Origin of the sequence: Aureimonas fodinaquatilis (assembly GCF_008369445.1) — a bacterium.
GTDB classification, from domain to species: Bacteria; Pseudomonadota; Alphaproteobacteria; order Rhizobiales; family Rhizobiaceae; genus Aureimonas; species Aureimonas fodinaquatilis.
This window is the reverse complement of sequence record NZ_VTWH01000001.1, coordinates 47,419-69,981: the sequence shown is the minus strand read 5'-3', so window position 1 is coordinate 69,981 and position 22,563 is coordinate 47,419. Positions and strand designations below refer to the sequence as shown.

General features: G+C 57.0%; 24 protein-coding genes and 1 riboswitch. Of the genes, 5 read left to right on the top strand and 19 right to left on the bottom strand.

Translation table 11 applies throughout. The features are described from left to right. Positions 1 to 141: 141 nt before the first annotated feature. The 7 genes from FPY71_RS00375 to FPY71_RS00345 all read right to left on the bottom strand — a co-directional run bounded on the left by FPY71_RS00375 (position 142) and on the right by FPY71_RS00345 (position 8,168). The gene (locus tag FPY71_RS00375; RefSeq protein WP_149296533.1) at positions 142 to 1,749 is read right to left on the bottom strand and encodes an FGGY-family carbohydrate kinase; all 1,608 of its coding nucleotides are present in this window, start codon (positions 1,747 to 1,749) and stop codon (positions 142 to 144) included. Positions 1,750 to 2,021: 272 nt separating this feature from the next. Further along, positions 2,022 to 2,798, bottom strand: coding sequence for an SDR family NAD(P)-dependent oxidoreductase (locus tag FPY71_RS00370; protein WP_149296531.1), 777 nt, complete (start codon positions 2,796 to 2,798; stop codon positions 2,022 to 2,024). Between the two features lie 37 nt (positions 2,799 to 2,835). Then, positions 2,836 to 3,843: an ABC transporter ATP-binding protein gene (locus FPY71_RS00365; RefSeq protein WP_149296529.1), complete on the bottom strand. Its 1,008-nt coding sequence runs from the start codon at positions 3,841 to 3,843 to the stop codon at positions 2,836 to 2,838. A 9-nt stretch (positions 3,844 to 3,852) separates the two neighbouring features. Then, positions 3,853 to 4,683, bottom strand: coding sequence for a carbohydrate ABC transporter permease (locus FPY71_RS00360; RefSeq protein WP_149296528.1), 831 nt, complete (start codon positions 4,681 to 4,683; stop codon positions 3,853 to 3,855). 4 nt (positions 4,684 to 4,687) lie between these two features. Then, positions 4,688 to 5,560 carry a carbohydrate ABC transporter permease gene (locus tag FPY71_RS00355; RefSeq protein WP_149296526.1) on the bottom strand — a complete coding sequence of 291 codons (873 nt, stop codon included), beginning with the start codon at positions 5,558 to 5,560 and terminating at the stop codon, positions 4,688 to 4,690. A 179-nt stretch (positions 5,561 to 5,739) separates the two neighbouring features. Continuing rightward, a complete protein-coding gene (locus FPY71_RS00350) occupies positions 5,740 to 7,056 on the bottom strand; it encodes an ABC transporter substrate-binding protein (RefSeq protein WP_149296524.1) in 1,317 nt (438 codons plus the stop codon). A gap of 152 nt (positions 7,057 to 7,208) precedes the next feature. Beyond that, on the bottom strand, positions 7,209 to 8,168 hold the full coding sequence (locus FPY71_RS00345; RefSeq protein WP_149296522.1) for a sugar-binding transcriptional regulator: 960 nt from the start codon (positions 8,166 to 8,168) through the stop codon (positions 7,209 to 7,211). A 120-nt stretch (positions 8,169 to 8,288) separates the two neighbouring features. Next, a riboswitch (SAM-I-IV-variant riboswitch) is annotated at positions 8,289 to 8,395 on the top strand. Positions 8,396 to 8,437: 42 nt separating this feature from the next. Here FPY71_RS00345 and FPY71_RS00340 point away from each other — a divergent pair. Both FPY71_RS00340 and hemF read left to right on the top strand, forming a co-directional pair. Then, positions 8,438 to 8,740, top strand: coding sequence for a hypothetical protein (locus tag FPY71_RS00340; protein ID WP_149296520.1), 303 nt, complete (start codon positions 8,438 to 8,440; stop codon positions 8,738 to 8,740). 286 nt (positions 8,741 to 9,026) lie between these two features. Next, complete coding sequence (gene hemF, locus FPY71_RS00335) at positions 9,027 to 9,935, top strand: oxygen-dependent coproporphyrinogen oxidase (RefSeq protein ID WP_149298544.1); 909 nt, start codon at positions 9,027 to 9,029, stop codon at positions 9,933 to 9,935. Between the two features lie 109 nt (positions 9,936 to 10,044). On the opposite strand, the gene FPY71_RS00330 is transcribed toward hemF, so the two are convergent. The 6 genes from FPY71_RS00330 to FPY71_RS00305 are packed head-to-tail and all read right to left on the bottom strand — an operon-like array spanning position 10,045 to position 12,972. Then, positions 10,045 to 10,338, bottom strand: coding sequence for a DUF1289 domain-containing protein (locus tag FPY71_RS00330; protein ID WP_149296518.1), 294 nt, complete (start codon positions 10,336 to 10,338; stop codon positions 10,045 to 10,047). Beyond that, the gene (locus tag FPY71_RS00325; RefSeq protein WP_149296516.1) at positions 10,305 to 10,577 is read right to left on the bottom strand and encodes a DUF1289 domain-containing protein; all 273 of its coding nucleotides are present in this window, start codon (positions 10,575 to 10,577) and stop codon (positions 10,305 to 10,307) included. Before FPY71_RS00325 ends, FPY71_RS00330 begins: the two co-directional genes overlap by 34 nt. 9 nt (positions 10,578 to 10,586) lie before the next feature. Then, positions 10,587 to 11,033 carry a DUF1178 family protein gene (locus tag FPY71_RS00320; RefSeq protein ID WP_149296514.1) on the bottom strand — a complete coding sequence of 149 codons (447 nt, stop codon included), beginning with the start codon at positions 11,031 to 11,033 and terminating at the stop codon, positions 10,587 to 10,589. Next, entirely contained in the window at positions 11,030 to 11,884 is an 855-nt protein-coding gene (locus tag FPY71_RS00315) for a carbon-nitrogen hydrolase family protein (protein WP_149296512.1), read from the bottom strand. Before FPY71_RS00315 ends, FPY71_RS00320 begins: the two co-directional genes overlap by 4 nt. A gap of 3 nt (positions 11,885 to 11,887) precedes the next feature. Further along, positions 11,888 to 12,157 (bottom strand): glutaredoxin 3, encoded by a 270-nt coding sequence (gene grxC, locus FPY71_RS00310; protein ID WP_149296510.1) that lies wholly within the window; start codon positions 12,155 to 12,157, stop codon positions 11,888 to 11,890. Then, positions 12,157 to 12,972 carry a ComF family protein gene (locus FPY71_RS00305; protein WP_281287473.1) on the bottom strand — a complete coding sequence of 272 codons (816 nt, stop codon included), beginning with the start codon at positions 12,970 to 12,972 and terminating at the stop codon, positions 12,157 to 12,159. Before FPY71_RS00305 ends, grxC begins: the two co-directional genes overlap by 1 nt. A 71-nt stretch (positions 12,973 to 13,043) precedes the next feature. Between FPY71_RS00305 and FPY71_RS00300 the strand changes: the two genes are divergently transcribed. Next, entirely contained in the window at positions 13,044 to 13,934 is an 891-nt protein-coding gene (locus FPY71_RS00300) for a methyltransferase domain-containing protein (RefSeq protein ID WP_149296508.1), read from the top strand. A gap of 9 nt (positions 13,935 to 13,943) precedes the next feature. Here the strand turns inward: FPY71_RS00300 and FPY71_RS00295 are convergent, their stop codons facing one another. The 5 genes from FPY71_RS00295 to FPY71_RS00275 form a co-directional block, all read right to left on the bottom strand. Then, positions 13,944 to 14,231, bottom strand: a complete 288-nt coding sequence (locus FPY71_RS00295) for a hypothetical protein (protein WP_149296506.1) — start codon at positions 14,229 to 14,231, stop codon at positions 13,944 to 13,946. Between the two features lie 124 nt (positions 14,232 to 14,355). Continuing rightward, complete coding sequence (locus FPY71_RS00290) at positions 14,356 to 14,754, bottom strand: (deoxy)nucleoside triphosphate pyrophosphohydrolase (protein WP_149296504.1); 399 nt, start codon at positions 14,752 to 14,754, stop codon at positions 14,356 to 14,358. Positions 14,755 to 14,758: 4 nt separating this feature from the next. Further along, on the bottom strand, positions 14,759 to 15,541 hold the full coding sequence (locus tag FPY71_RS00285) for a GNAT family N-acetyltransferase (protein WP_149296502.1): 783 nt from the start codon (positions 15,539 to 15,541) through the stop codon (positions 14,759 to 14,761). After that, positions 15,522 to 16,754: a bifunctional glutamate N-acetyltransferase/amino-acid acetyltransferase ArgJ gene (argJ, locus tag FPY71_RS00280; RefSeq protein WP_149296500.1), complete on the bottom strand. Its 1,233-nt coding sequence runs from the start codon at positions 16,752 to 16,754 to the stop codon at positions 15,522 to 15,524. Before argJ ends, FPY71_RS00285 begins: the two co-directional genes overlap by 20 nt. Positions 16,755 to 16,887: 133 nt before the next feature. Beyond that, positions 16,888 to 17,829, bottom strand: a complete 942-nt coding sequence (locus FPY71_RS00275) for a peptidylprolyl isomerase (protein ID WP_149296498.1) — start codon at positions 17,827 to 17,829, stop codon at positions 16,888 to 16,890. 233 nt (positions 17,830 to 18,062) lie between these two features. Between FPY71_RS00275 and secA the strand changes: the two genes are divergently transcribed. Together secA and FPY71_RS00265 are read left to right on the top strand one after the other, a co-directional pair. Beyond that, entirely contained in the window at positions 18,063 to 20,741 is a 2,679-nt protein-coding gene (gene secA / locus FPY71_RS00270; protein ID WP_149296496.1) for a preprotein translocase subunit SecA, read from the top strand. 161 nt (positions 20,742 to 20,902) lie between these two features. Then, positions 20,903 to 21,487, top strand: a complete 585-nt coding sequence (locus tag FPY71_RS00265) for a hypothetical protein (RefSeq protein WP_149296494.1) — start codon at positions 20,903 to 20,905, stop codon at positions 21,485 to 21,487. Positions 21,488 to 21,541: 54 nt separating this feature from the next. Here FPY71_RS00265 and FPY71_RS00260 read toward each other — a convergent pair whose 3' ends face one another. After that, on the bottom strand, positions 21,542 to 22,546 hold the full coding sequence (locus FPY71_RS00260) for a L,D-transpeptidase family protein (protein ID WP_149296492.1): 1,005 nt from the start codon (positions 22,544 to 22,546) through the stop codon (positions 21,542 to 21,544). Positions 22,547 to 22,563: the final 17 nt, after the last annotated feature.

Here is a 22,563-nt window from a genome sequence, read left to right as displayed (position 1 = left end):
GAATTCACCCCTTACAACGAGTTATGACGACACGGCGGCATCGCGGACAACTACTACGCAAAAATGATTACTGTCAGGTGTCACTAACTTTTATATTGCAGGTTACCGAAAAAGGACCGCGATTGTCACTCAACTGCCACGTCAGGTGAGCTTGCGCACCTGACGTTCGGCATTGCGCAGAATGTCATAGGCCCGTTTTTTCCTGGTGTGAAATTCCAGAATGTCGGCTTGCGGCAGGGTTTCTTCACCCACTGCACACATGGCAGATGCAGCAGCGGCAATGTCGGCAAAACTGCGCGCGCCCACGGCGCCAATGATGGCACTGCCCAGCAAAACCGGCTCAGGTGTAACCGGCAGAACCACCCGCATGTTTGTGGCATCGGACAAGATACGCCGCAACAATTGTGAGCGTGCCGCACCTCCGGAAACCACAATTGCGCCCAGTTCCACGCCCTTTTCACGCATGGCGCGTACAATTTCGCCCGTGCCATACGACAAGCCGCAAAGGCCGGCGACAAAGAGCCGCACCAGCCCCGCCTCACTGTTGTCCAATGTCAAACCTGAAATGACCGCGGTGGCTGCCGGGTCGGCCTCTGGCGAACGGTTGCCCAGAAATTCGGGCACGATGTGAATATCACGCGCCAGCGTTGCGGCATTTTCAACCGAGCCAGCCATTTCAATTGCCCGGCGCTCCAGCAGCCCCAGAAGCGAAAGTCCCTGCGATGCCGCTTCCTGCGCCATGGCGGCGCTGGCGGGATGCAGCGAGACAAGATAGTCCAAACCCGCGCCATAGGCCGATTGCCCGCCTTCCAGCAGCCAGTAATCCGGCAGCAGAGAGTCGTAATAGGGTCCCCAGACACCATCAACAAAGGCCGGCTGCCGGGTCACTGCCATGGCGCAGGATGATGTTCCCATAATGAAAGCCAGTTCAGCGGATGGGTCGCGTCCATCGGCACCCAATGTGCCAATGCCACCGGCATGCGCATCAATTGCCGGCGCTCCAACTGCGGTGCCTGGAACAAGACCCAGATCGGCCGCCGCCTGTTCGGTCAGGCCGTTGGCCAATGGCTCGCCGATGCCAACCACGTCGGCGCCAATGCGGGCAAAATTTTCATCCGCCAGCTCTTCAAGACCGATTGTGCGGAAGTAATCGGCATCCCAGCGGCGCTCATGCGCCAGATAGGTCCATTTGCAGGTGACGGTGCAGACCGACCGCGCCAGGCTTCCGGTTGCCCGCCAGGACAAGTAGTCGGCAAGGTCGAAAAAGTGCTCGGCTGCCGCGAATATATGTGGGCGATTTTCCTTCAGCCACAGCAGTTTGGGCGTTTCCATTTCCGGAGAAATAACCCCGCCCACATATCGCAGCACCGGATGGCCGGTCTGGTTGATGCGGCGGGTCTGGTCGAGTGCACGGTGGTCCATCCACACGATGATATCGCGCTGGCTGTCTTCGCTGGGGCCAACGGGCAGGCCTTCCCCGTCCGGGCCGATAACAACCAGCGAACAGGTCGCGTCAAAGCCAATGCCTTTGACGGCTTCGGCAGCAACACCTGATTTATCAACGGCCTCACGCACTGATTGAACAACGGCCTGCCAGATATTGGCAGAGGACTGCTCAACAATACCATGCTCGCCGCGCCAGAGGGTGATGTCGCGTTTTGCCGAGCCGAGCAAAGTTCCGCTGCGGTCAAAAACCCCCGCGCGTGCGCTGCCTGTACCCACATCAACGCCGATGAATGCCTCACTCATGCCCGCTCCCTCATGCTTTTCGGCAGTTTGCGCGTGTCCTGAACGCCGGTCCCGCACCGATCCAGAGCGTCTCATCTGATCATTCGATCACTTGAGGCGCACTAACTCTTTGTTTCGGCGCATTGTCCCGCCGTTGAAGCGATTCCGCTCAACGGGAAATGCTCTAGGTTTCGGCGCATTGTCCCGCCGTTGAAGCGATTCCGCTTCAACGGGAAATGCTCTAGCAGAAGGATTGGAGGTTGCGAAGCCGTCTTGCAAACGGCCCGGTCAAATTACCAGCAGGTGTAGCCACCATCTGCTACGACGATGGAGCCTGTCAGAAGGCTGGAAGCATCTGACGCCAGAAAATGCACCACTGAGGCAATTTCATCCGGCTGGCCAACCCTGCCCATAGGCGTCATATCCAGCCAGACCTTATACATATCGGGGTTTTCGTCCATGCCGAACCGCGTCAGAGGCGTTTCAATATAGGTAGGCGCCACCGCATTCACCCGCACTCCCCGGCTACCCCATTCAGCCGCCAGCGACTTTGTCAGATGGTGAACTGCCGCCTTGGATGCATTGTAAAATGCCTGGGGCTGCGGCTTATTGACAATGAACCCCGACATTGAGCCAATATTGACGATAGCCCCGGACTGACGTTCCAGCATTTTGCGGCCAAACTCCCGGCAGCACCAGAACAAGCCGTCCAGGTTGACATCCATGTGAAAGCGCCAATGGTCGTCGCTGGTTTCTTCTGCCGGCACATCCGATATTGCCACCCCGGCATTGTTTACCAGAATGTCCACCTGCCCGAATTGCGCCATCACGCTGTCTGCAAGCGCGGCAACATCAGCCGAACGTGTCACATTGAGTTCCGCTCCGGAGACTTGCCGGCCCTCTGCCCCCAGCTTCTCAACCATCGCAGCCACCCGCGTCGGGTCAAGATCGGCAACAATCACCCTCGCGCCTGCTTCTGCCAGCGCCGTGGCACAGGCTGCACCTATGCCCTGCCCGGCACCGGTTACAACCGCGACTTTTCCATCAAGCTTCAATTTTTCCAGATACATCGAATTCAACCTTTTCTTGCAGCAGGCAGTTGGCAGATCAGTTTGAAGAAATCGCCAGACCCTGTTTGTCAAAGCGGTGCAGATGCGCGGTTTCCGGGGTCAACCACACGGCTTCCCCGTGTTGCACCCGATATTCGCCAGGGGTGCGCACTGTCACTTGCTCATCACTGTCCAGCCGCACATGCACAAACGTGTCCGAGCCCAGATGTTCCGTCACGCCCGCAATGCCGCGCAGCACGCCACTGTCTTTTGAAATACCCAGATGCTCGGGCCGAATACCGGCAGTGACCGCGCTCAACCCGGCAGCATAGGCGCCGCCAAGAAAGTTCATTTTGGGTGAGCCAATGAAGCCTGCCACAAACAGATTGTCCGGCTTTCGATACAGATCCAGCGGCGAGCCCACCTGCTCCACCCGGCCGCGGTTCAAAACAACAATCTTGTCGGCCATGGTCATGGCCTCCACCTGATCATGCGTCACATAGATCATCGTGGTTTTGAGCTGCTGGTGCAGTTCTGAAAGTTCCAGCCGCATGTTGACCCGCAGTGCGGCATCCAGATTGGACAGGGGTTCGTCGAACAAAAACCCCTTCGGCGCACGCACAATGGCGCGGCCGATGGCAACACGCTGCCTCTGTCCGCCAGACAGTTCGCGCGGGCGGCGCTCCAGATAGTCCGTCAGGTTCAGCGTGGCGGCGGCAGCCTCAACCTTGCGGGCAATTTCCTGCTTTGTCTGACCTGCCATTTTCAGCGGAAATCCGATATTTGCTCGCACACTCATGTGCGGATAGAGCGCATAGGACTGAAAAACCATTGCCAGGCCGCGCGCCGCCGGTGAAACGTCGGTGACATCCTTGCCGTCAATCTTGATGGTGCCGCCAGACACATCTTCCAGACCGGCAATCAGCCGCAGCAGCGTGGATTTTCCACAACCGGACGGGCCGACGAAAACAACAAATTCTCCATCAAGAATTTCCAGATCCAGATCCGGAATGATGACAACTTCGCCGAAGCGTTTCTGAACGTTGAACAGTGAAATCGCGCTCATGGTTTCATCCTATTTCACCGCGCCAAACGTCAGCCCGCGCACAAGCTGGCGTTGCGAGAACCAGCCGATGATCAGGATGGGCGCAATGGCCAGGGTGGAAGCTGCCGAAAGCTTGGCGTAAAAATTGCCCTGCGGGCTGGAAAATGATGCAATGAATGCTGAAAGCGGTGCCGCATTGGTGGTGGTGAGATTGAGCGTCCAGAATGCCTCGTTCCACGCCAGAATAACCGAGAGCAGCACCGTGGACGCGATGCCCGGCACCGCCATCGGAGCCAGAACATGGGTGATTTCATAGCGCAGGGATGCACCATCCATGCGCGCCGCTTCCAGTATTTCACCGGGAATTTCGCGGAAATAGGTATAGAGCATCCAGACCATGATGGGCAGGTTGATGAGGAACAGCACCCCGATCAGCCCGGTGCGGGTATCCAGGAGGTTAAAGTCGCGGAACAGAAGATAAATCGGCACCAGCACACCCACTGCCGGCAGCATTTTTGTCGACAGCATCCACAGCAGGATATCCTTGGTGCGCTTGCCAGGCGAAAACGCCATTGCCCATGCCGCAGGGATGGCAAACAGCAGGCACACTGCAGTTGACCCAAGCGAGAGGTAAACAGAATTCATCATGAAGCGGAAGTAGTTCGACCGCTCGAAAACGTCGGTGTAATTCTGCGTTGTCCATTCAAAGAACAGATATTTCGGCGGGATGGCGATGGCGTCGAGCTCGCTTTTGAACGAGGTCAGAACGGTCCAGAGCACCGGAAAGAAGATCAGCAGCCCGAAAAACCAGGCAATAACGGTGAAAATCAGTTTGCGACGGGTGGAAACAGCACGTGCCATGGTCTCATGCCTCCAGATTCTTGCCGATCAGGCGCACAAGGAAAAACGCAACAATATTGGCCAGAACCACGGCAACAATGCCGCCCGCCGAAGCGCCGCCGACATCAAACTGCAACAGCGCCATATTGTAGACGAGGTAGGGCAGATTGGTTGTCTGCAAGCCGGGGCCACCACTGGTGGTGACGTAGATTTCGGCAAAAATGGACAGAAGGAAAATGGTCTGGATCAGGATTACGACGGTTATGGCACGCGCCATGTGCGGCAGCGTGATGTACCAGAAAATCGACAGGAACCCGGCACCGTCCATTTCTGCCGCCTCTCGCTGATCTTCAGACAGCGATTGCAGAGCCGTCAGCAGAATGAGTGTTGAGAATGGCAGCCACTGCCACGCCACGATGATGATAATTGCCGTCAGCGGCGCATTGGAAAACCAGTCGATGGCCCCGATACCGGTAAAATTGAGAAACTGGCCGATGACGCCCGCCACCGGGTTCATCATCATGTTTTTCCAGACCAGAGCTGCCACCGTGGGCATGACAAAAAACGGTGCTATCACCAGCAACCGAACAATGTTGACGCCGTAGAAAACCTGATCCAGCAGCAACGCCAGCAAAATGCCGCCGCCCACGGTGATGATCAGCACTCCCATGACCAGCGTCAATGTGTTGCGCAAAGCCGTAAAAAAAGCCGGATCAGACAAAAAGTAAGTGTAATTTGTCAGCCCGATAAACGGTGTCTCACCCGGATTGAACAGATTGTAGTTCAGGGTCGAAAAATACAGCGTCAGTGACAGCGGCACGATCATCCAGATCAGAAGCGCGATGACCGACGGTGCAAGCATAAGCTGTGCTGCTGTACGGGTTTTTGCCGTGGCCATGGATTACCCCCGCGGGTAGAGCTTTTAGAATGATCCTTCGATCACCTGATGTGCTCTAGCTCTTTGTTTTGTCGCATCGCCCTGTCGTTGGAGCGATTTTGCTTCAACGACAGGAATTGCTCGGGCTTGATCAGAAAAATGTCGCGGATGCTGACAGCCAGCATCCGCGCCTGGGGGCATTATTTGAGATATCCGCCGCGTGTCATTTCCCGCACGGCCGTTTGTTGAGCTGCCGCAAGCGCCTGGTCCACCGGCATGCTGCCGGAGACTGCGGCGGCCATCTGTTGTCCTACCGCAGTGCCAAGCCCCTGAAATTCAGGGATGGCGGCAAATTGCAGCCCGACATAGGGCTTGTCCGGCTGGATGGACGGATCGGCATTGTTGATTGCGGCCAATGTGGCGGCTGCAAACGGCGCGGCCTCTGTGTATTGCGGGTTTTCATAAAGCGAGGTGCGTGTGCCTGGCGGCACATTGGCCCAGCCTTCCTTTTCCGCCACAAGTTCCGCATAGGCCCGAGAGGTTGCCCAGCTGATAAAGCTTTCAGCCGCTTCTGCTTTCTGCGAACCGGCCGGAATGGCCAGAGACCACGCCCACAGCCAGTTGGCCCCTTTGTTCGGGCAATTCTCTATGCCACAGGGAAATGGCGCAAAGCCCACCTTGTCTGCAACCTGACTTTCAGTGGGGTTGGTGACGAATGAAGCCGCAACAGTGGCGTCCATCCACATGGCGCAACGCCCTTGATTGAACAGCGACAGATTTTCGTTGAAGCCGTTTGAAGCGGCACCCGGAGGGCCGTATTTCGTCATGATCTCAACATAGAGATTGACCGCATTTTTCCAGCCTTCGCTCTCGAACTGCGGCTGCCAGCTGGCATCGAAATAGTTGGCGCCATACGAGCGGGCCATGGAGCCCAGAAACGCCATGTTTTCACCCCAGCCCGGTTTGCCGCGCAGGCAGATGCCGAAAACATCGCTGTTGGATTCAGAGATTTTTTGCGCTGCTTCCGCGATAAACGCCCAGTCCGGCGCTTCCGGCATGGTCAGCCCCGCCGCCTCGAACAGGTCTTTGCGGTAAAGCGTCATGGCGCTTTCGGCATAGAATGGCGCCGCAAACAGCTTGCCATCCGCAGAAAGAGCCTCGCGGATCGGCGGCAGAATGTCGTCGACATCATAATCCGCCCCAAGATTTTCCAGAGGCAGCAACCACTGATTTTTGGCCCAGATTGGCACCTCGTATGTGCCAATGGTCATAACGTCAAACTGCCCGCCTTTGGTGGCGATGTCCGTCGTGACGCGCTGGCGAAGAACGTTTTCCTCCAACGTCACCCAGTTCAACGCAATGTCAGGATGTTTTTCCGTAAAATCCTGCGTCAGACCCTGCATCCGGATCATGTCGCCATTGTTCACTGTGGCGATTGTCAAGGTTTCCTGCGCTCCGGCGTAACCGGACAAAGAGAAAACCGCCGCAGCCCCTGCCGCGAGCGCATATCTGAACATGAATCGAAGGCCTCCCAACCTTTTTTTCGTGCCACCCTTTATATTTGGGCAATTATTCAAATCATGGGCAAATTCCCATTGCAATTTAAAATTGTCAAATCAATTGCATGGCGCAGTGCAGCAACTGCACTGCCATCTGTGGTAGATTTCCGTTACGCGCCTTGCAGCAAATGGCTGGCCGTGCGCTCATCGGTCACAAGCCCGCTGATCAAGCGACCCTCCAGTGCGGCGCGAATCGCTGCCAGCTTGGTGTCTCCCATCGCCATGGCAATCACCTCTGACTGCTTTGTGTTGGGAAGCGGCGCACTGGCCACCCGATCATTGAACGGACAGTCCAGAATCCTGCCTGACTGATCAAAAGCCCAGCCGACGATTTCCCCCACCGCTCCCAATCGCAACAATTCCACGCATTCTTCCGGCGAAACGAACCTGTCCTTGACCAGAGGGGCATCCGAACTGATCTCGCCTATGCCGACGAAGGTCACATTGGCTTCAGCCGCCAGCGATAAGGTGCGCTGAACCACCTTCTGCTCGTGCAGCAACGCGCGCTCCTGCGAAGATGACACCACCACCGGCAACGGCATGGGAAACAGTGGTGCTTCCACCGCATCGGCCATCGAAAAGATGACATTGTAAACCGATGCCGATCCATCCAGGGTGATGTTGCCGGTCAGAGAAACAATCCGGTGCTGCGGGCAGTGCATCTGCGGCAAATGCTCCACAGCCGCCTTCAGCGAACGTCCGGTTCCCATAGCAATGATTTGCGGCTCGGCAATTTTCAACCGGCGCTCAAGCTCGGCTGCGCCCGCCAGCGCAATGCCCAATGTGGTGGAGTTGGATGAAGGATCTGATGGCACAACCTGCGCAAAGGACAGCGAGAATTTGCGCTGAAGCGAGGCCGCCAGATCAAGGCAGGCAGCAATAGGGTGGTCTATTCTGACCTTGACCAGACCGGCGCTGACCGAAAGCGACACCAGTCTCTGAGCGCTCTGGCGCGATATTCCCAGAATTCTGGCAATTTCATCCTGGGTCTTGCCCGCAACATAGTAAAGCCAGCCCGCTCGTGCAGCGTCGTCCAGACGCTGTTCATCATCCTGCCGCGCTTTTGCCATGGCTGCCTGCCCCTTACCCGCTTTACCGCCCGTTTGCAGACGGTGCTCTGGCTTTGGCAGGCCAAATTGACACTGCTACCAGAGGACGCTTGTGCTAAGCGGAAAAACATGGCATTTCAACAACAACATCAAGAGTTGGGCGCGACCCAACGCCAACCTGCCGTCCGGGCAAGGTGGTGCCTTCTTCAGAAGGGATGTGGCTTTGACCGGCAAACAAACGGACTCTCGCCACATATTTCGCGCCTGCAGGTACGAAAGGCGCCGTCATTTTGAACAAATCTCCGATTGATCCCGCATCCCGCCTGCAGTTGCGCGGCGACGACACCTGCACCTTCGTAGCCACTGTATCTGCAATGGTCGGGGGGCGGAAACGGCATTGCGCAGTTTTTTGTGTGGTGCACAAAGAAAAGCAGGCCGCATTCACCCATGTTTACCTGGTTCCTGTCACAGCAGCAGCGCGGCCAGAGGTATTTCTGGCAACTTATTTTGAAGGTGAGCGTGTGGGGCAGGCAATAAGCTGGGCGTGGGCGCAATATCAGATCAAGACGGCAGCGATAGCTCAGGCTGCTTAATTTTACGGGCGACCAGATTACTGTCCAACTCTTTCAGCACATCTAAAATATTCCATTTCCCAGCGTTGTAGCAATGGAAGCTTTGCCGGGGTTGCGCTACCTTCCATGCAACCGGTATGCGTGCTTGTCGCCGAACATTGCCGGCTGACAAAAAGGCGGCACGTCTGAAGCATTGCCAGTCGAAACGATACTGTTTCAACTGCAGGACAATGCGGCACATTAAAGAGTTAGAGCGTAACAGATGATCGAAAGATCACAGGAAACGCTCCAGTCGCTGGAGGCTGTGATGGAAAAACCCGATCTGCCGCTTGGTCTTCCCGACCAGCTGGAAGAAAAAAAGGAAGTGGCGCGCAACTGGTTTGAAAGTCTGCGGGACCGGATCTGTCAGGCTTTCGAAGACCTGGAAGATGAGCTGGGCGATGCTGATGACCAGGAGCCGGGCCGCTTCACACGCACGCCCTGGGAACGCGAGTCCAACGGCGGCGGCGGCGTCATGTCGATGATGAATGGCCGGGTTTTTGAAAAGGTTGGCGTGCATGTTTCCACAGTGCATGGCCGGTTTTCTGCCGACTTTGCCAAGCAGATACCGGGCGCAAGCGATGATCCGAATTTCTGGGCGTCGGGAATTTCGCTGATTGCCCATATGCGCAACCCCAACGTGCCCGCCGTGCACATGAACACCCGCATGGTCGTAACCACCGGTCAATGGTTTGGCGGCGGCGCAGATCTGACGCCTACGCTGGCTCGGCGCCGCACGCAGGAAGATATGGATACGCAGGCCTTTCACAAGGCGATGAAGTTCGTCTGTGACCGCCATGGCGAGGTGGCAAACTACGAGCGCTACAAGGAATGGTGCGACGAGTATTTTTTCCTGCCCCATCGCAATGAAGCGCGCGGTGTGGGAGGAATTTTCTATGACTGGCTGCATTCGTCGGAAGAGCGCGGCGGCTGGGACGCGGATTTTGCCTTCACGCGGGATGTGGGCAAAGCGTTTCTGGTGGTTTACCCGCATATTGTCCGTCAGAATATGCACAAGCCATTTACCGAGGACGACCGCGAAGAGCAGTTGATCCAGCGCGGCCGCTATGTCGAATACAATCTGTTATACGACAGGGGAACATTGTTCGGCCTGAAGACCGGCGGCAATGTCAGTTCCATACTGTCTTCCATGCCGCCCGTGGTGAAGTGGCCTTGAAGCGTTTTGTGCTGAAACTCCAGGTTTCAGCACAAGACATTTCGATCATTCGAAGAGGCGGACCGTTACAGGTCATTATGGAATCGCCTGAAACGGGTCCGAGCCGGTCTTAATCGAGGTCATCCAGCGGACAAGCAACGCCAGCGCGCTCACACTTGCGCCGATAGGCAATTGCCCAGAAGGCCGGATTGCGCTCTTGCGAGACCCTTGCAATCACCGTTTCAAAAAACGCCTTTTTCATAGCCGCATTGCCCGAGGCAGGAAATGAATCCTTCTCTGCCTTGGTCATGGTGCAGCCGACGCAACGCCCCTGCCGCTTGTACTTGCACACGTCCACACATGGCGATGGTGCATTGGCCCAGATCTCGCTCAGCTTTTGCTCTCCAATTTGTCCAGCGGGCATGGGCGTTCCTTCTTTTCGCAACGCCGCCGGTACATTCGCGACCAGTATGCATAACGTCCGGCATCCGCCAGCCGTTCGCTCAGCATGCGAAAAAATGCCTTACGGCTTTTTTTGCCTTCAAGCTTTTTGAAGCGCTTCTTTTCCGTGCGGGTCATCCTGCAGCCGATGCAGTGCCCTTCGTCCCGAAACTTGCACACACCAATACAGGGCGACGGTGCCTTGCGCCAAAGATTTGCCATGAGTGCAGATCAATTCAGGTCTTCAGGCAGTGGCGGCAATGGCAAAGCCGGCACACCATCGTCGAGCAACGATTTCACCTCTTGAGCCGAGGCTTCACCATAAATGCCGCGAGCTTCGGCTTCGCCAAAATGAATGCGCCGTGCCTCTTCGGCAAATTTCGGTCCGACATAGTCGGATTGTGCTCGCACCTCGCGCGCCAGTTCCTGCAATTTGCGCAGCATTTCCGCCGATTGCCCCTCACCCATAGCCATCGGCGCCGCGGCTTCGCCTGCCTGGCCACTATCGCCACGGCGCGAAACTGCTGGTGCCATTATCGCCTTGGTCACCGCCGTGCTGCCACAATGCGGGCATTCAACCAAAGCCAGGCCATTCTGCCGGTCAAATTCAGCGGACGAGCCAAACCAGCCGTCAAACTCATGCCCGGCTGGTTCACAACGAAGTTGAAAGTGAATCATGACGTGCGAACCGCAAAATCATCACTGAACTGCCGGCGGTTTTTCAGATTTGGAATTTTGCCGCGCACCGCATCGACAAGTGCCGGTTCGATCTGCGCTACGGCCACGCCCGGCTCATTGCCATTCACTTCGGCCAGAACCCGACCCCATGGATCAATCACGATTGAATGGCCATAGGTTTCCCTGCCATCTTCATGCACACCGCCCTGCGCGGCAGCAATCATGAAAGCGTTGTTTTCAATAGCCCTGGCCCGCAGCAGCACATGCCAGTGCGCTTCGCCCGTCTGGCGAGTAAAAGCAGCCGGTGCAGTCAACACATTGGCGCCGGCCAATGCCTGTGCGCGAAACAGTTCAGGGAAGCGCATGTCGTAGCACACGGCAAATCCCATGCGCACAGCGGCACCGTTGATGTCCATATGGGCCAGCGCAGCGCGCTCCCCCGGAACATAGGTATTGGACTCGCGCCAGCTTTCGCCATTATCCAGATCCACATCAAACATGTGGATTTTGTCGTAGGTTTCGACCAACGAGCCGTCTCGCGCGAAAATATAGGCACGGTTCGCCGCCTTGCCGCCCGATGCCGCAACGGCGGTGGACCCGATATGCAGAAAAATCGAATGCTTGCGCGCCAGCGCAGATGCCGCCTGTACGATCAGGTCGTCACTTTCCGGACGGAGATTTTGTGCCAATTGCGCCTTGTCCCGGCACAGCGCTCCGGTCATTTCCGGTGTCTGCACATAGTGAGCGCCTTTGGCCACCGCCTCACCAACAAGTTTCTCCAGCGTCAGAACATTATCGTCCGGGCGCGTGGTGGAACGCATTTGTATAATGGCGGCAGTGAACTCACTCATCAGTCAGGCTTCCTGTGCAGCCAGCAAGGCATCCAGCTTGCCAGCATGTTCCAACGCATAAAGATCATCACAACCGCCAACATGCGTTGCGCCTATGAAAATTTGCGGAAAGGTCGAGCGGCCATTGGCTCGGCTCAGCATTTCCGCGCGAAATTCAGGCTGCTCGGAGGCGTTTTTTTCGTCATAGGCAACATCCTTGCTGTTGAGCAAGGCCTTGGCCCTTGAGCAAAAACCGCAGCCGTCCCGCGTATAAATTATAATGTTTTTGGCCATTACTCGATTCCAGGATTTTGTACAGGCATCATATGCGTCGGCGAAACGCCCGCCGCAACCCTTGAAAACGTTAAAAGCCTGACCTCTTGCGCCCCTGCTCGCAAAAGCGCCCTTGTTGCTGCACGCGCTGTTGCGCCGGTCGTGTAGACATCGTCGACAAGAAGCACGGTGCGGCCAGCCACATGCCGGCGCTGCGAGTCCGGCACCCGAAACGCCCCGGCCACGTTTTCCTCTCGCTTCGCACGGTCCAACCGCACTTGTGTCCGGGTGTACCGCCACCGCTCCAGCGCCATAGGCCGGTAAGCGATGCTCGTCAGGCCAGCCAGATGGCGCGCCAGTTCCGCCGCCTGATTGTAGCGGCGTACAAACAGGCGGCGGCGGTGCAATGGCACTGGCACCACCATGTCAGCACCCGGCAGCAGGTCTGCGCCTGCGCGCACCATCCAGCGCGCCATGGGGATAGCCAGCTGGGTTTGATCACCATATTTCAACCTTGATACAAGACTGCGCCCAAGCCCGTTGTGCAACACAGCCGATCGCGCTCTGGCAAATGGCGGCGGTTCTGCCAACGCGAAGGGAGAAACAATTGTGTCGCCCTCATCAAATTCCAGGGGGATGCCCAGAATATCGCACAGAGGCCGTTCAATGAAATGCATTCCCGACCAACAGCTTGCGCAAAGAGTGGCATGCAACGTTGTTGCAGCGTTGCAGCCAGTGCACACGGGTGGAAAGACCAGATTCAGGGGCAACGCCAATATTCGGCGACAGTAAGCGCACGCTGCCTCTCGCCAGCGGGCAAGAACCAATCTATTCACAGAGCCTCCTGCGGCGGCAACAATTGACCATCAGCGTGACATATTGTCGCAATCAGATGCAAGGCGGAGATATGACCGACCACACCACAGCGCCCTTCGACCGTGATCTGCAGTCTGCATTTCGCAATCGCTGGCGGCAGCGCGGCATGCAGAATGCGCGCTTTCTTTTTGACAGAGTTACAGACGAACTGGCCGAACGCCTGTCACTGGTGCAGCGCCAGTTCGCCATCGGCGCGGAAATTTCCGGGCTGGACGGCACACTGTTTCGACAGGTCATGACATCAGGGCAGGTGCAGCGTCTGGTGCGTGTGGAACGCGGCATTGATTGGCTGCAGTCAGCAAACGAAGCCGTTGTGGCCGATGATGAGTTGCTGCCCTTTGCCGATGCCAGTCTGAATCTGGTGATTGCGCCACTTTCGTTGCACCTGACCAATGACACCCCCGGCAGTTTTATCCAGATTCACCGTGCTCTGAAGCCCGACGGGCTTTTCCTGGCTGCGCTGGCTGGCGGAGAAACCCTGACAGAGCTGCGCACGAGTCTGTTGACGGCAGAAGCGGAGTTGAGTGGCGGTGCGTCGCCTCGCGTACAGCCATTTATGGAAATTCGCGATGCAGGTGCCTTGCTTCAGCGCGCCCGGTTCGCCTTGCCGGTCATTGATCAGGAACGGCTGGTCGTGCGCTACGACACCATGTTTCACCTGATGGCAGAAATCCGCGCCATGGGCATGGCCAACAGCCTGAACGCCCGAAGCCGCAAGCCGACAACTCGCGGGCTGTTTGTGCGCGCCGCGGAAATTTATGCAGAGCGGTTTTCTGACCCGGATGGCCGCATACGTGCGACCTTTGATATCATTTATCTGTCCGGATGGCGAGCGCATGAGAGCCAGCAGAAGCCGTTGCGCCCCGGCAGCGCAAAGGCAAGTCTGGCAGAGGCCTTGAAAGATCGTTCTGACAAAAGCTGACAGTCTGCGTCAGCAGGCACCACGCTGTGTGCCATCAGGATATTCAAGGCAGGGTGCCGGGCTGCGCCGGTTTTCAATCCGCACGGGGGTTGCCCGCCCATCGTTGATGGAACCGGTTTCCATCATGTCCAGGCCAACAGGCGCGGAAGCCAGCGTTTTGTCGCCGTGAAAACGCCCGGGCTGGACCACAAGCACCATGACAACCGCCATTGTGCCGAAAAACAACGTTGCCCGAACAAGAGCCAGCGCAGTATCGCGCGTGCGAATAGTCTCGCGATGGTAAGATTGCTTGCTCATAGCCTGACCCGCATTGTCCCGGGTGAACATGCATTTCACCCGTGTGAAGCCGTATGTCGCCTGAACGGGGTTAAGAGGCTGTTAATTTTGCTGCGACATGCGCGCGCATGGTTAATGCCGACGATCATAAAAGGTCAATCAGCGGCGCGATGAGCGGCAGATCGGCCGGCGGCATCGGGTAATCGCGCATGTCCTTCGGCCTTACCCATTTCAGCCGCTGACCTTCCTGGCCCCGCGGTATGCCATCATATTTGCGGCAGACATAAAGCGGCATCAGCAGATGAAAATCTTCATAGGCGTGGCTGGCAAAGGTCAGCGGTGCAAGGCAACTTTCCCAGGTTGTGATGCCCAGTTCCTCGTGCAGCTCGCGGATAAGGCAAGCTTCCGGCCGCTCGCCCGCTTCCAGCTTGCCGCCCGGAAACTCCCACAATCCGGCAAGCTGCTTGCCAGCCGGACGCTCTGCAAGAAGAACCCGCCGATCTGCATCCACCAGCGCACAGGCAACGACAAGCAGCAATTTCATGGGATCAATTCTCGCCCTTCTGGCGGTAGACATACCGGTAGGCTTCCTTGAAGCCGAGGCTGTGATAAAGGGCCACGCCGGCCACATTGTCGGCTTCAACCTGCAACCAACCAGTGCGCGCGCCCTTATGCTGGGTGTGCCGCAGTGCGGTGCCGATCAAATCCCGTCCAATGCCCTGTCGCCGCTCGGATGGCAGCACGGCCACGTCCAATATTCCGGCAAGATCATTATCCGTGATTGCCAGTGCCGTGGCCATCGGGTCACCACCGGCATTTTCCCGGACAAAATAAGCTGCCGGTGGACGAATGACACTCAACACCTCAAACAACCCCGCCCGCAATTCCGCGGGCCGCTGGTGCACAACCAGGCTGGCGTCAAGATAGCGCTCCATATCCCGTATGGGAATTCGATCCAGCGCCTGCGAAAGATCGAGCCGGTCCAGTTCGGCGGTGAAAACTATCGATTCGCCGAACCGTCGCCACCCTTCCGCATCCAGATGGCTGACCAGATCCGGCGGCGCGAGCGGCGACTGCCGGAACAGCAACGGCCTGCCCGCACGTGCAAAGTGGGTTTTGGCGCGCTCTATACGCCCGGCAATATCGCGGTTATCCGACGGATCCAGCGGATTGACCGAATTCAGCCGTTTGGCCGGAAAGCTGGTGGTCAGCCGCACAGCCCAGGTGCCGTCATAATGTGTGGATGTTGCAGGCCATGCTCGAAAACCCGCCGCTTCGAGACGGCGGGTTATTGCAAACTGTCGCAGGCGGTCAGCTTCTGTAGTCGCCATTGATTGTCACATATGCCTTTGTCAAATCACAGCCATACACCGTCCAGCTGCCAGTGCCCAAACCCAGCTCGACCCGAATTTCAATCTCGTCGCGCTTCATGACTTGCGAGGTTTCTGCTTCACTATAAGCGGGGTCACGCTCACCATCCACTGCCACCCGCACATCGCCAAACCAGATAGCAAGCCTGTCGCGGTCCGCTGGCTCACCAGCCTTGCCAACCGCCATTACAACGCGGCCCCAATTGGCATCCTCTCCGGCGACTGCGGTTTTGACAAGCGGCGAGTTGGCGACCGCCAACGCAATGCGCTTGGCAGAGGCATCGCTTTCAGCTCCGCTGATGGTGACGCAGATTTCCTTGCTGGCACCCTCGCCATCACGGGCGACCTGCCTTGCAAGATCGACCAGCAGCCTGTGCAGGCCAGCGCGAAACTCACCAAGCCGCTCATCATCCGCATGAGTTACCGGGGCCATGTCCACTTTGCCGGTAGCAAACATCAGCAATGTATCAGACGTCGAGGTATCGCCATCCACCGTAATTGAGTTGAAGCTTGGCTGGACCGCTTCAGCCAGCAGGCTTTGAAGCGCCGGTGAGGCAATAGCGGCATCGGTTGCAATAAAAGACAGCATGGTGGCCATATCCGGCGCAATCATGCCGGAACCTTTGGCAATTCCGTTGATGGTTGCCGTCACCTCGCCGATCTTGACCTGGACACTGGCAAATTTTGGATAGGTATCGGTGGTCATGATGGCGCTTGCAGCGCCCTCCCAGCCATCGGCCGTTGCCGTCGCTGCCATATCACCCAGAACACCGGCAAATTTTCCGGCATCCAACGGTTCACCAATCACTCCGGTGGATGCAAGAAACACTTCATCCATGCGGCAGCCAACGGCTTGTGCGGCGCTTCTGGCCGTTAACTCCGTGGTTTCGCGGCCGCGCTTTCCGGTAAAGGCGTTGGCATTGCCGGAATTGACAACCACGGCACGTGCAGAGCCGCTTTTCAGGCTTTCCCGGCAAAAATCCACTGGTGCCGAAGGGCATCTGGATGTGGTGAATACTCCGGCAACCGATGTTCCGGCATCCAGCACCATCAACAACACATCGGTGCGGTTGCGATACTTGATTCCGGCAGCTGCGGTGGCCAATCGGACACCGGCAATGTCCGGCATTTCCGGATAGGAGGTTGGTGCAAGCGGTGAGACGGCATCAGACATGAACAACCCCGGATCGAATTTGCAGAGAAGCACTTGAATCGGCCCGGTTTGCCTCATGGTCGCGCATCGCGCAAGGCCACCTGCCATGATGAAACCGGACATGGCAGGTGGAAGACCTGAATTTAAGGCCGTGTCACTGCGCTGGTGCCGGCGCTGGAGCTGGCGCCTGTTGGCCGCTGACCTGCGCTTCCATATCCTGAATCTGCTTCTCCAGAGCAGGATCGGTAAATTCTACCGCAACGTCCTCCCGCGCTTTTTCAAGCATATCGACATAGCTTTCACGCAGTACGATTTGCCGGACCTGATCGCGAACCTGCTCAAATGCCGGAAATTCTGTCTGCCGCTTTTCAACTGATTCGATCACGTGCCAGCCAAATTGCGTTTCCACCGGCTCTTTGGTGTACTCACCCGGCTCCAGAGCAAAAACCGCCTCTTCAAACGGCGGCACCATTTGGCCTCTGCCGAAAAAGCCCAGATCGCCGCCATTTTGCGATGAAGTGTCTTTCGACAGCTCCCGCGCCAGATCCTCGAACTTTTCCCCGGCTTCCAACCGTTCGATAATTTTTTCAGCAACCTCACGCGTATCCACCAGAATGTGCCGGGCGCTCAGCTCCTCCTGAGGTTGATAGCGTTCTCTTTCCTCTTCATACCGCGCCTGCAATGCCTCTTCAGTCATTGCCTCGACGCCGTATTTTTCAAAATAGGCGTTGTGCAGAGCCCGTTCGCGCGCAAATTCGATTTTGCGAGCCAGCGCCGGGTCGTCCTGCAATTTTTCCTTATCGGCCAGCTGTGACAAAGCCTTCACATCAATCAGCGCCGAGATGATGGCAGCGCGGCGCTGGGCCGGCGGAACCTGGGCAAATTGCGAAGCCATGTCTTCTGAAGCTGCTGTAATGTCACCCTCGGTGATCTTCGCCCCTGCCACCGTTGCAACCACCGTGTCCGGTGAAACAGGTGCTGGCTGTGCAGCTTCCGTTGCAACTTCTGGCGTAGCTTCCTGCGCCATTGCGGGCGCCAGCAAGCAGCCAAGGACCAGCGTCGAGGCTAAAAGCCGTGCTGTCAGTTTCGAGCTCATTGTCAGAAAAATCCTTCCCGTTCTGGTAGTAGCGCCTTTTCGCAACCTTATGGCTTTTTTCCGGACGCTGGTCCAACAGAACCAGAAACGTTGACATCGCCGGGGGGCGCTCTTATTTCTCGCTCGTTCTTAATGTCCAGCCGGGTTTGGTCAAGTCAAGCGGCAACCGCCGGCTGTGGGAGCAAAGGCCAGACCGGTCTTTCGCGCCGTGAATTCTCTTGGAAGGACCCTTTATGGTCAGTTTCGGTGGCCTAGCCCGCTTGTTGCTCGGTTCGGCCAATAGTCGCCGGGTTAAGCGTTTTGAACCTACGGTTCGTGCAATCAATGCACTTGAGCCAGAGTTGGCGGCGCTGTCCGATGAGGCGCTTGCCGCCAGGACAACCCATTTTCGAGAAGAGATTGCTGGCGGGAAATCCATCAACGATCTTCTGGTACCGGTCTTTGCGACCGTTCGTGAAGCAGCCAAACGCTCACTTGGAATGCGCCCTTTTGACGTGCAGCTGATTGGCGGCATGGTTCTGGCAAGTGGCGCAATCGCTGAAATGCGCACTGGTGAAGGCAAGACGCTGGTCGGCACCCTGCCGGTCTACCTGGCCGCGCTGGAAGGCAAGGGCGTTCACGTTGTTACAGTCAACGACTATCTTGCCACACGCGATTCGGCCTGGATGGGCCGTTTGTACAAATATCTCGGCCTGACAGTTGGCGTCATCACGCACGGCATTTCCGATGAAGAGCGTCGCGATGCCTATGCGTGCGACATCACTTACGCAACCAACAACGAACTTGGTTTCGACTATCTGCGCGACAATATGAAATATGATCGTGGGCAGATGGTGCAGCGGGGGCACCACTTCGCCATTATCGATGAGGTGGACTCCATCCTGATCGACGAGGCGCGCACGCCGCTGATCATTTCCGGCCCGCTCGACGACCGCTCCGACCTGTACAAGACAATTGATGCCTTCATCCCTCAGCTTTCAGAAGGCGATTATGAGGTTGATGAAAAACAGCGTCAGGTTTCCTTCACCGAGGAAGGCACCGAGAAGCTGGAAGGCCTGCTGACGGCTGCCGGGCATCTGCAGGGTGAGTCGCTGTATGATGTGGAAAATGTCGCGATTGTTCATCATGTGAACAACGCGTTGAAAGCGCATAAGCTTTTCCAGCGCGACAAGGATTATATCGTGCGCAATGATGAAGTCGTCATCATCGACGAATTCACCGGCCGCATGATGCCGGGGCGCCGCTTTTCGGAAGGTCTGCACCAGGCACTGGAAGCCAAGGAAGCCGTAAAAATCCAGCCGGAAAACCAGACGCTAGCTTCCATCACGTTCCAGAACTATTTCCGCATGTATTCGCGCCTGGCCGGAATGACCGGTACAGCATCAACCGAGGCTTCCGAATTTGCCGACATTTACGGCTTGGAAGTTGTGGAAATTCCCACCAACCTGCCCGTGCAACGCATCGACGAAGACGACGAAGTCTACCGTACGGCTGAAGAAAAATTTGTAGCCATTGCAGATGAGATCAAGGCAGCAGCAGCGCGGCGGCAGCCCATTCTCGTCGGCACAACTTCAATTGAAAAATCGGAGTTCCTGGCGGAAATGCTTCGCAAAAGCGGCCTGAAAGATTTTCAGGTCCTGAACGCGCGGTACCATGAGCAGGAAGCCTATATTGTGGCGCAGGCCGGTGTGCCTGGCGCAGTGACCATAGCAACCAACATGGCGGGCCGCGGCACCGACATTCAGTTGGGCGGCAATGCGGACATGCGCATTGACCATGAGTTGAAGGACCTGCCGGAAGGGCCGGAGCGCGACGCGCGTGAGCAAGCGATCCGCGACGATATCAAGCGGTTGAAGGAAGAGGCGCTTTCCCTGGGCGGCCTCTATGTTCTCGCCACGGAACGCCATGAAAGCCGCCGCATCGACAACCAGTTGCGCGGCCGGTCCGGCCGTCAGGGTGATCCGGGCCGATCGAAATTTTACCTGTCGCTTCAGGATGACCTGATGCGGATCTTCGGGTCCGAACGTATGGACACGATGCTGACGCGCCTGGGCCTGAAGGATGGTGAGGCCATTGTTCACCCCTGGATCAACAAGGCCCTTGAAAAAGCGCAGAAGAAGGTTGAAGCGCGCAACTTCGACATTCGCAAGAACCTTCTGAAATATGATGACGTGATGAACGATCAGCGCCGGGTTATTTTCGACCAGCGTCTGGAGCTTATGGATGCTGCTGGTCTGACAGAGACAGTGGACGACATGCGCCACGAAACCATCAGCAATCTGGTTTCGCGCCGCATTCCGGAACGCGCCTATCCCGAGCAGTGGGAAAGCGCCGCCTTGCAGGACGATATTCGCGAGTCCCTGAATCTGGATCTGCCGATTGTTGAATGGGCAGACGAGGAAGGCATTGACGACAGCGATATACGCACGCGCATTACCGAGGCTGCTGATGCTGCAGCGCAGAGCAAGGCGGAGCGTTTCGGTCCGGAAATCACCACTTATGTGCAGCGATCAATTGTGCTGCAGACCATTGATGCATTGTGGCGTGAGCATCTGGTCAATCTGGACCATCTGCGCTCGGTTGTCGGTTTCCGCGGTTACGCTCAACGCGACCCGCTGAACGAGTATAAGTCCGAAGGCTTTGAGCTTTTCGGCACTATGCTCGACAACCTGCGTGAGAGAGTGACCCAGCAGCTTTCACGCGTTGAGTTGCAGCAGCGACCGGTGGAAGAAGAGCCAGCACTGCCACCAATGCAGGCACACCACATGGATCCGCAAACCGGCGAAGATGAATTTGCTGGAGCGGTGCCAAATTCAGGAACCCCCTCAAGCTGGGGGACTGTGTCGCGCAACGCTCTCTGCCCATGTGGCTCTGGCAAAAAGTTCAAGCACTGCCACGGCGTTCTTGCCTGACACCGCAGTCAGGCATCGTTCAGGGCCACCCCGAACAATGCCTTGACCAAACCCTAAAATGTGCGGCGGATTGTCGCACATTCTCAACCGCTGCTACATTGCAATAAAGTATATTTTATAAATAAACTGTCTTTCATGAACTGGCTTGAAAGGCAGGAGAAATGCGAACGGTTTTCGCCGCACTGGCAGTGCTTGTCATTGGTTTTTCCACCTCGGGCCACGCCGCGCCTTTCGGCCTCAAAATGGGTGCGCGACCACCAGACTTCACCATTCTGCGTGACAACCGCGATGGTACGGTCGTGCTCTCAACAGTGCCACGCGCCTTCCCCGGTCTTTCGCACTATTTTGCCAGGTTCGATGCCAGCCATGGTCTGTGCTCGGTGGCGGGCAGTACAAAACCATTCGAGAACGACCCGCTGGGCATTGCCGTCCGCGACTATTTCGTTGGACTGGAGCGGCGTTTGAATGAGATGTACGGTCGGTCGAAAGCTTACAACTTTGCAAAGCCAGGCGACAATTCGGTGAACGCCGGAAGCTGGGTTGAAGCAGTCGCTACCCGGGAACGCGTGGTTTACACGTTCTGGAATGCCGATGCCGGGTCGCGCCTGAAATTCAGCGTTCGGTCAATCGCGCTGAGCATTGGCGCATCTGCTGACCACAAGCCCTTCGTCATGCTGCAGTTCGATTTTGAAAATTATCCCGATTGCGAAAGAACCCAACGCATCCGCGAGGCAATGGCGCTGTGATCCAGCGCCGCCAGTCTGTTCGATGGCGGGAGCATGGCTCCCGCTCAGTTCCAATCAGTTGGCAAGCAATGATCTGAACATTGAGGTGCGGGCCGGCGTTGTCCGGTTGCCCAAACGATCATATCCCTCACGGCGGTTCTGCTCACGCGCATAGGCTTCAGCGGTGATCGGGTCGCCCGTTCTGTAGGTGAAGGTCGATTGCAAGGCAAAGTCCGCAGGTGTCATGCGCGCAAGCAAGGCAGAGGTTTCGGCCTCGTCTGCAATGCGCCGCGCGGCCATTGCCGGAGATTCATTCACTGTCGGGCAAGCGCCGGCTGGATTCAGGGTCGTGCCTTCTGGCAACGAAGCATTGAACAGATAGCGCTTTTCGCAGACGTCGACTTTGACCGGCCGCTTTGTCACCTCGAACGCATCATAGCCCTGTTTGAGCATGGCCCAGAATGGCGCATATTCCGACTGGCTATGCCGTGCCATATTTTTCGGCGTCATGCGGAATGGATAGGCCTGGAACTGAAAGTTACGCTGACCTGCAGAAAATGACTCGCGTGCGAGCGAGTAGATTTCCTCGATCTGATTGTTGTCCATGGCGTAGCAGCCGGAAGAGTTGCACGAGCCATGCACCATGAGATGCTGACCCGTAAATCCGTTTGCGGAGTCATAGCGGTTTGGATAACCGATATCGAAGGCCAGATGATGCTGCGACCGCGGGTTCAATGAGCCTTGCGTGATATTGTAGAAACCTTCAGGCGCCTGCCGGTCACCCTCCTTGCGCTTTGGCCCCAGTTTGCCGGACCATGCGCAGATTGTATAGGTCTTCAGAAGTGCGTAGCTGCCACTGGTTGTCTGCTTCCAGACCTCCAGTTCAGACTCTTCCTTGAACAGGCGGACCATCATGGGTGAACCCTTACCCATGTCGAGTTCCTGCATCTGCTTGAGCAGAGCTGAAGAAAGAGGAGCCGTCGGCCCCATCAGATCGTCAATCGAGCCGGGTTTGCAACCGGCAATTACAAGCAGACCGGTGGCTAGGCAGGCGGCCGTTGCAAGACGTCTGGCGAACATTCTCTGATCCCCTAATG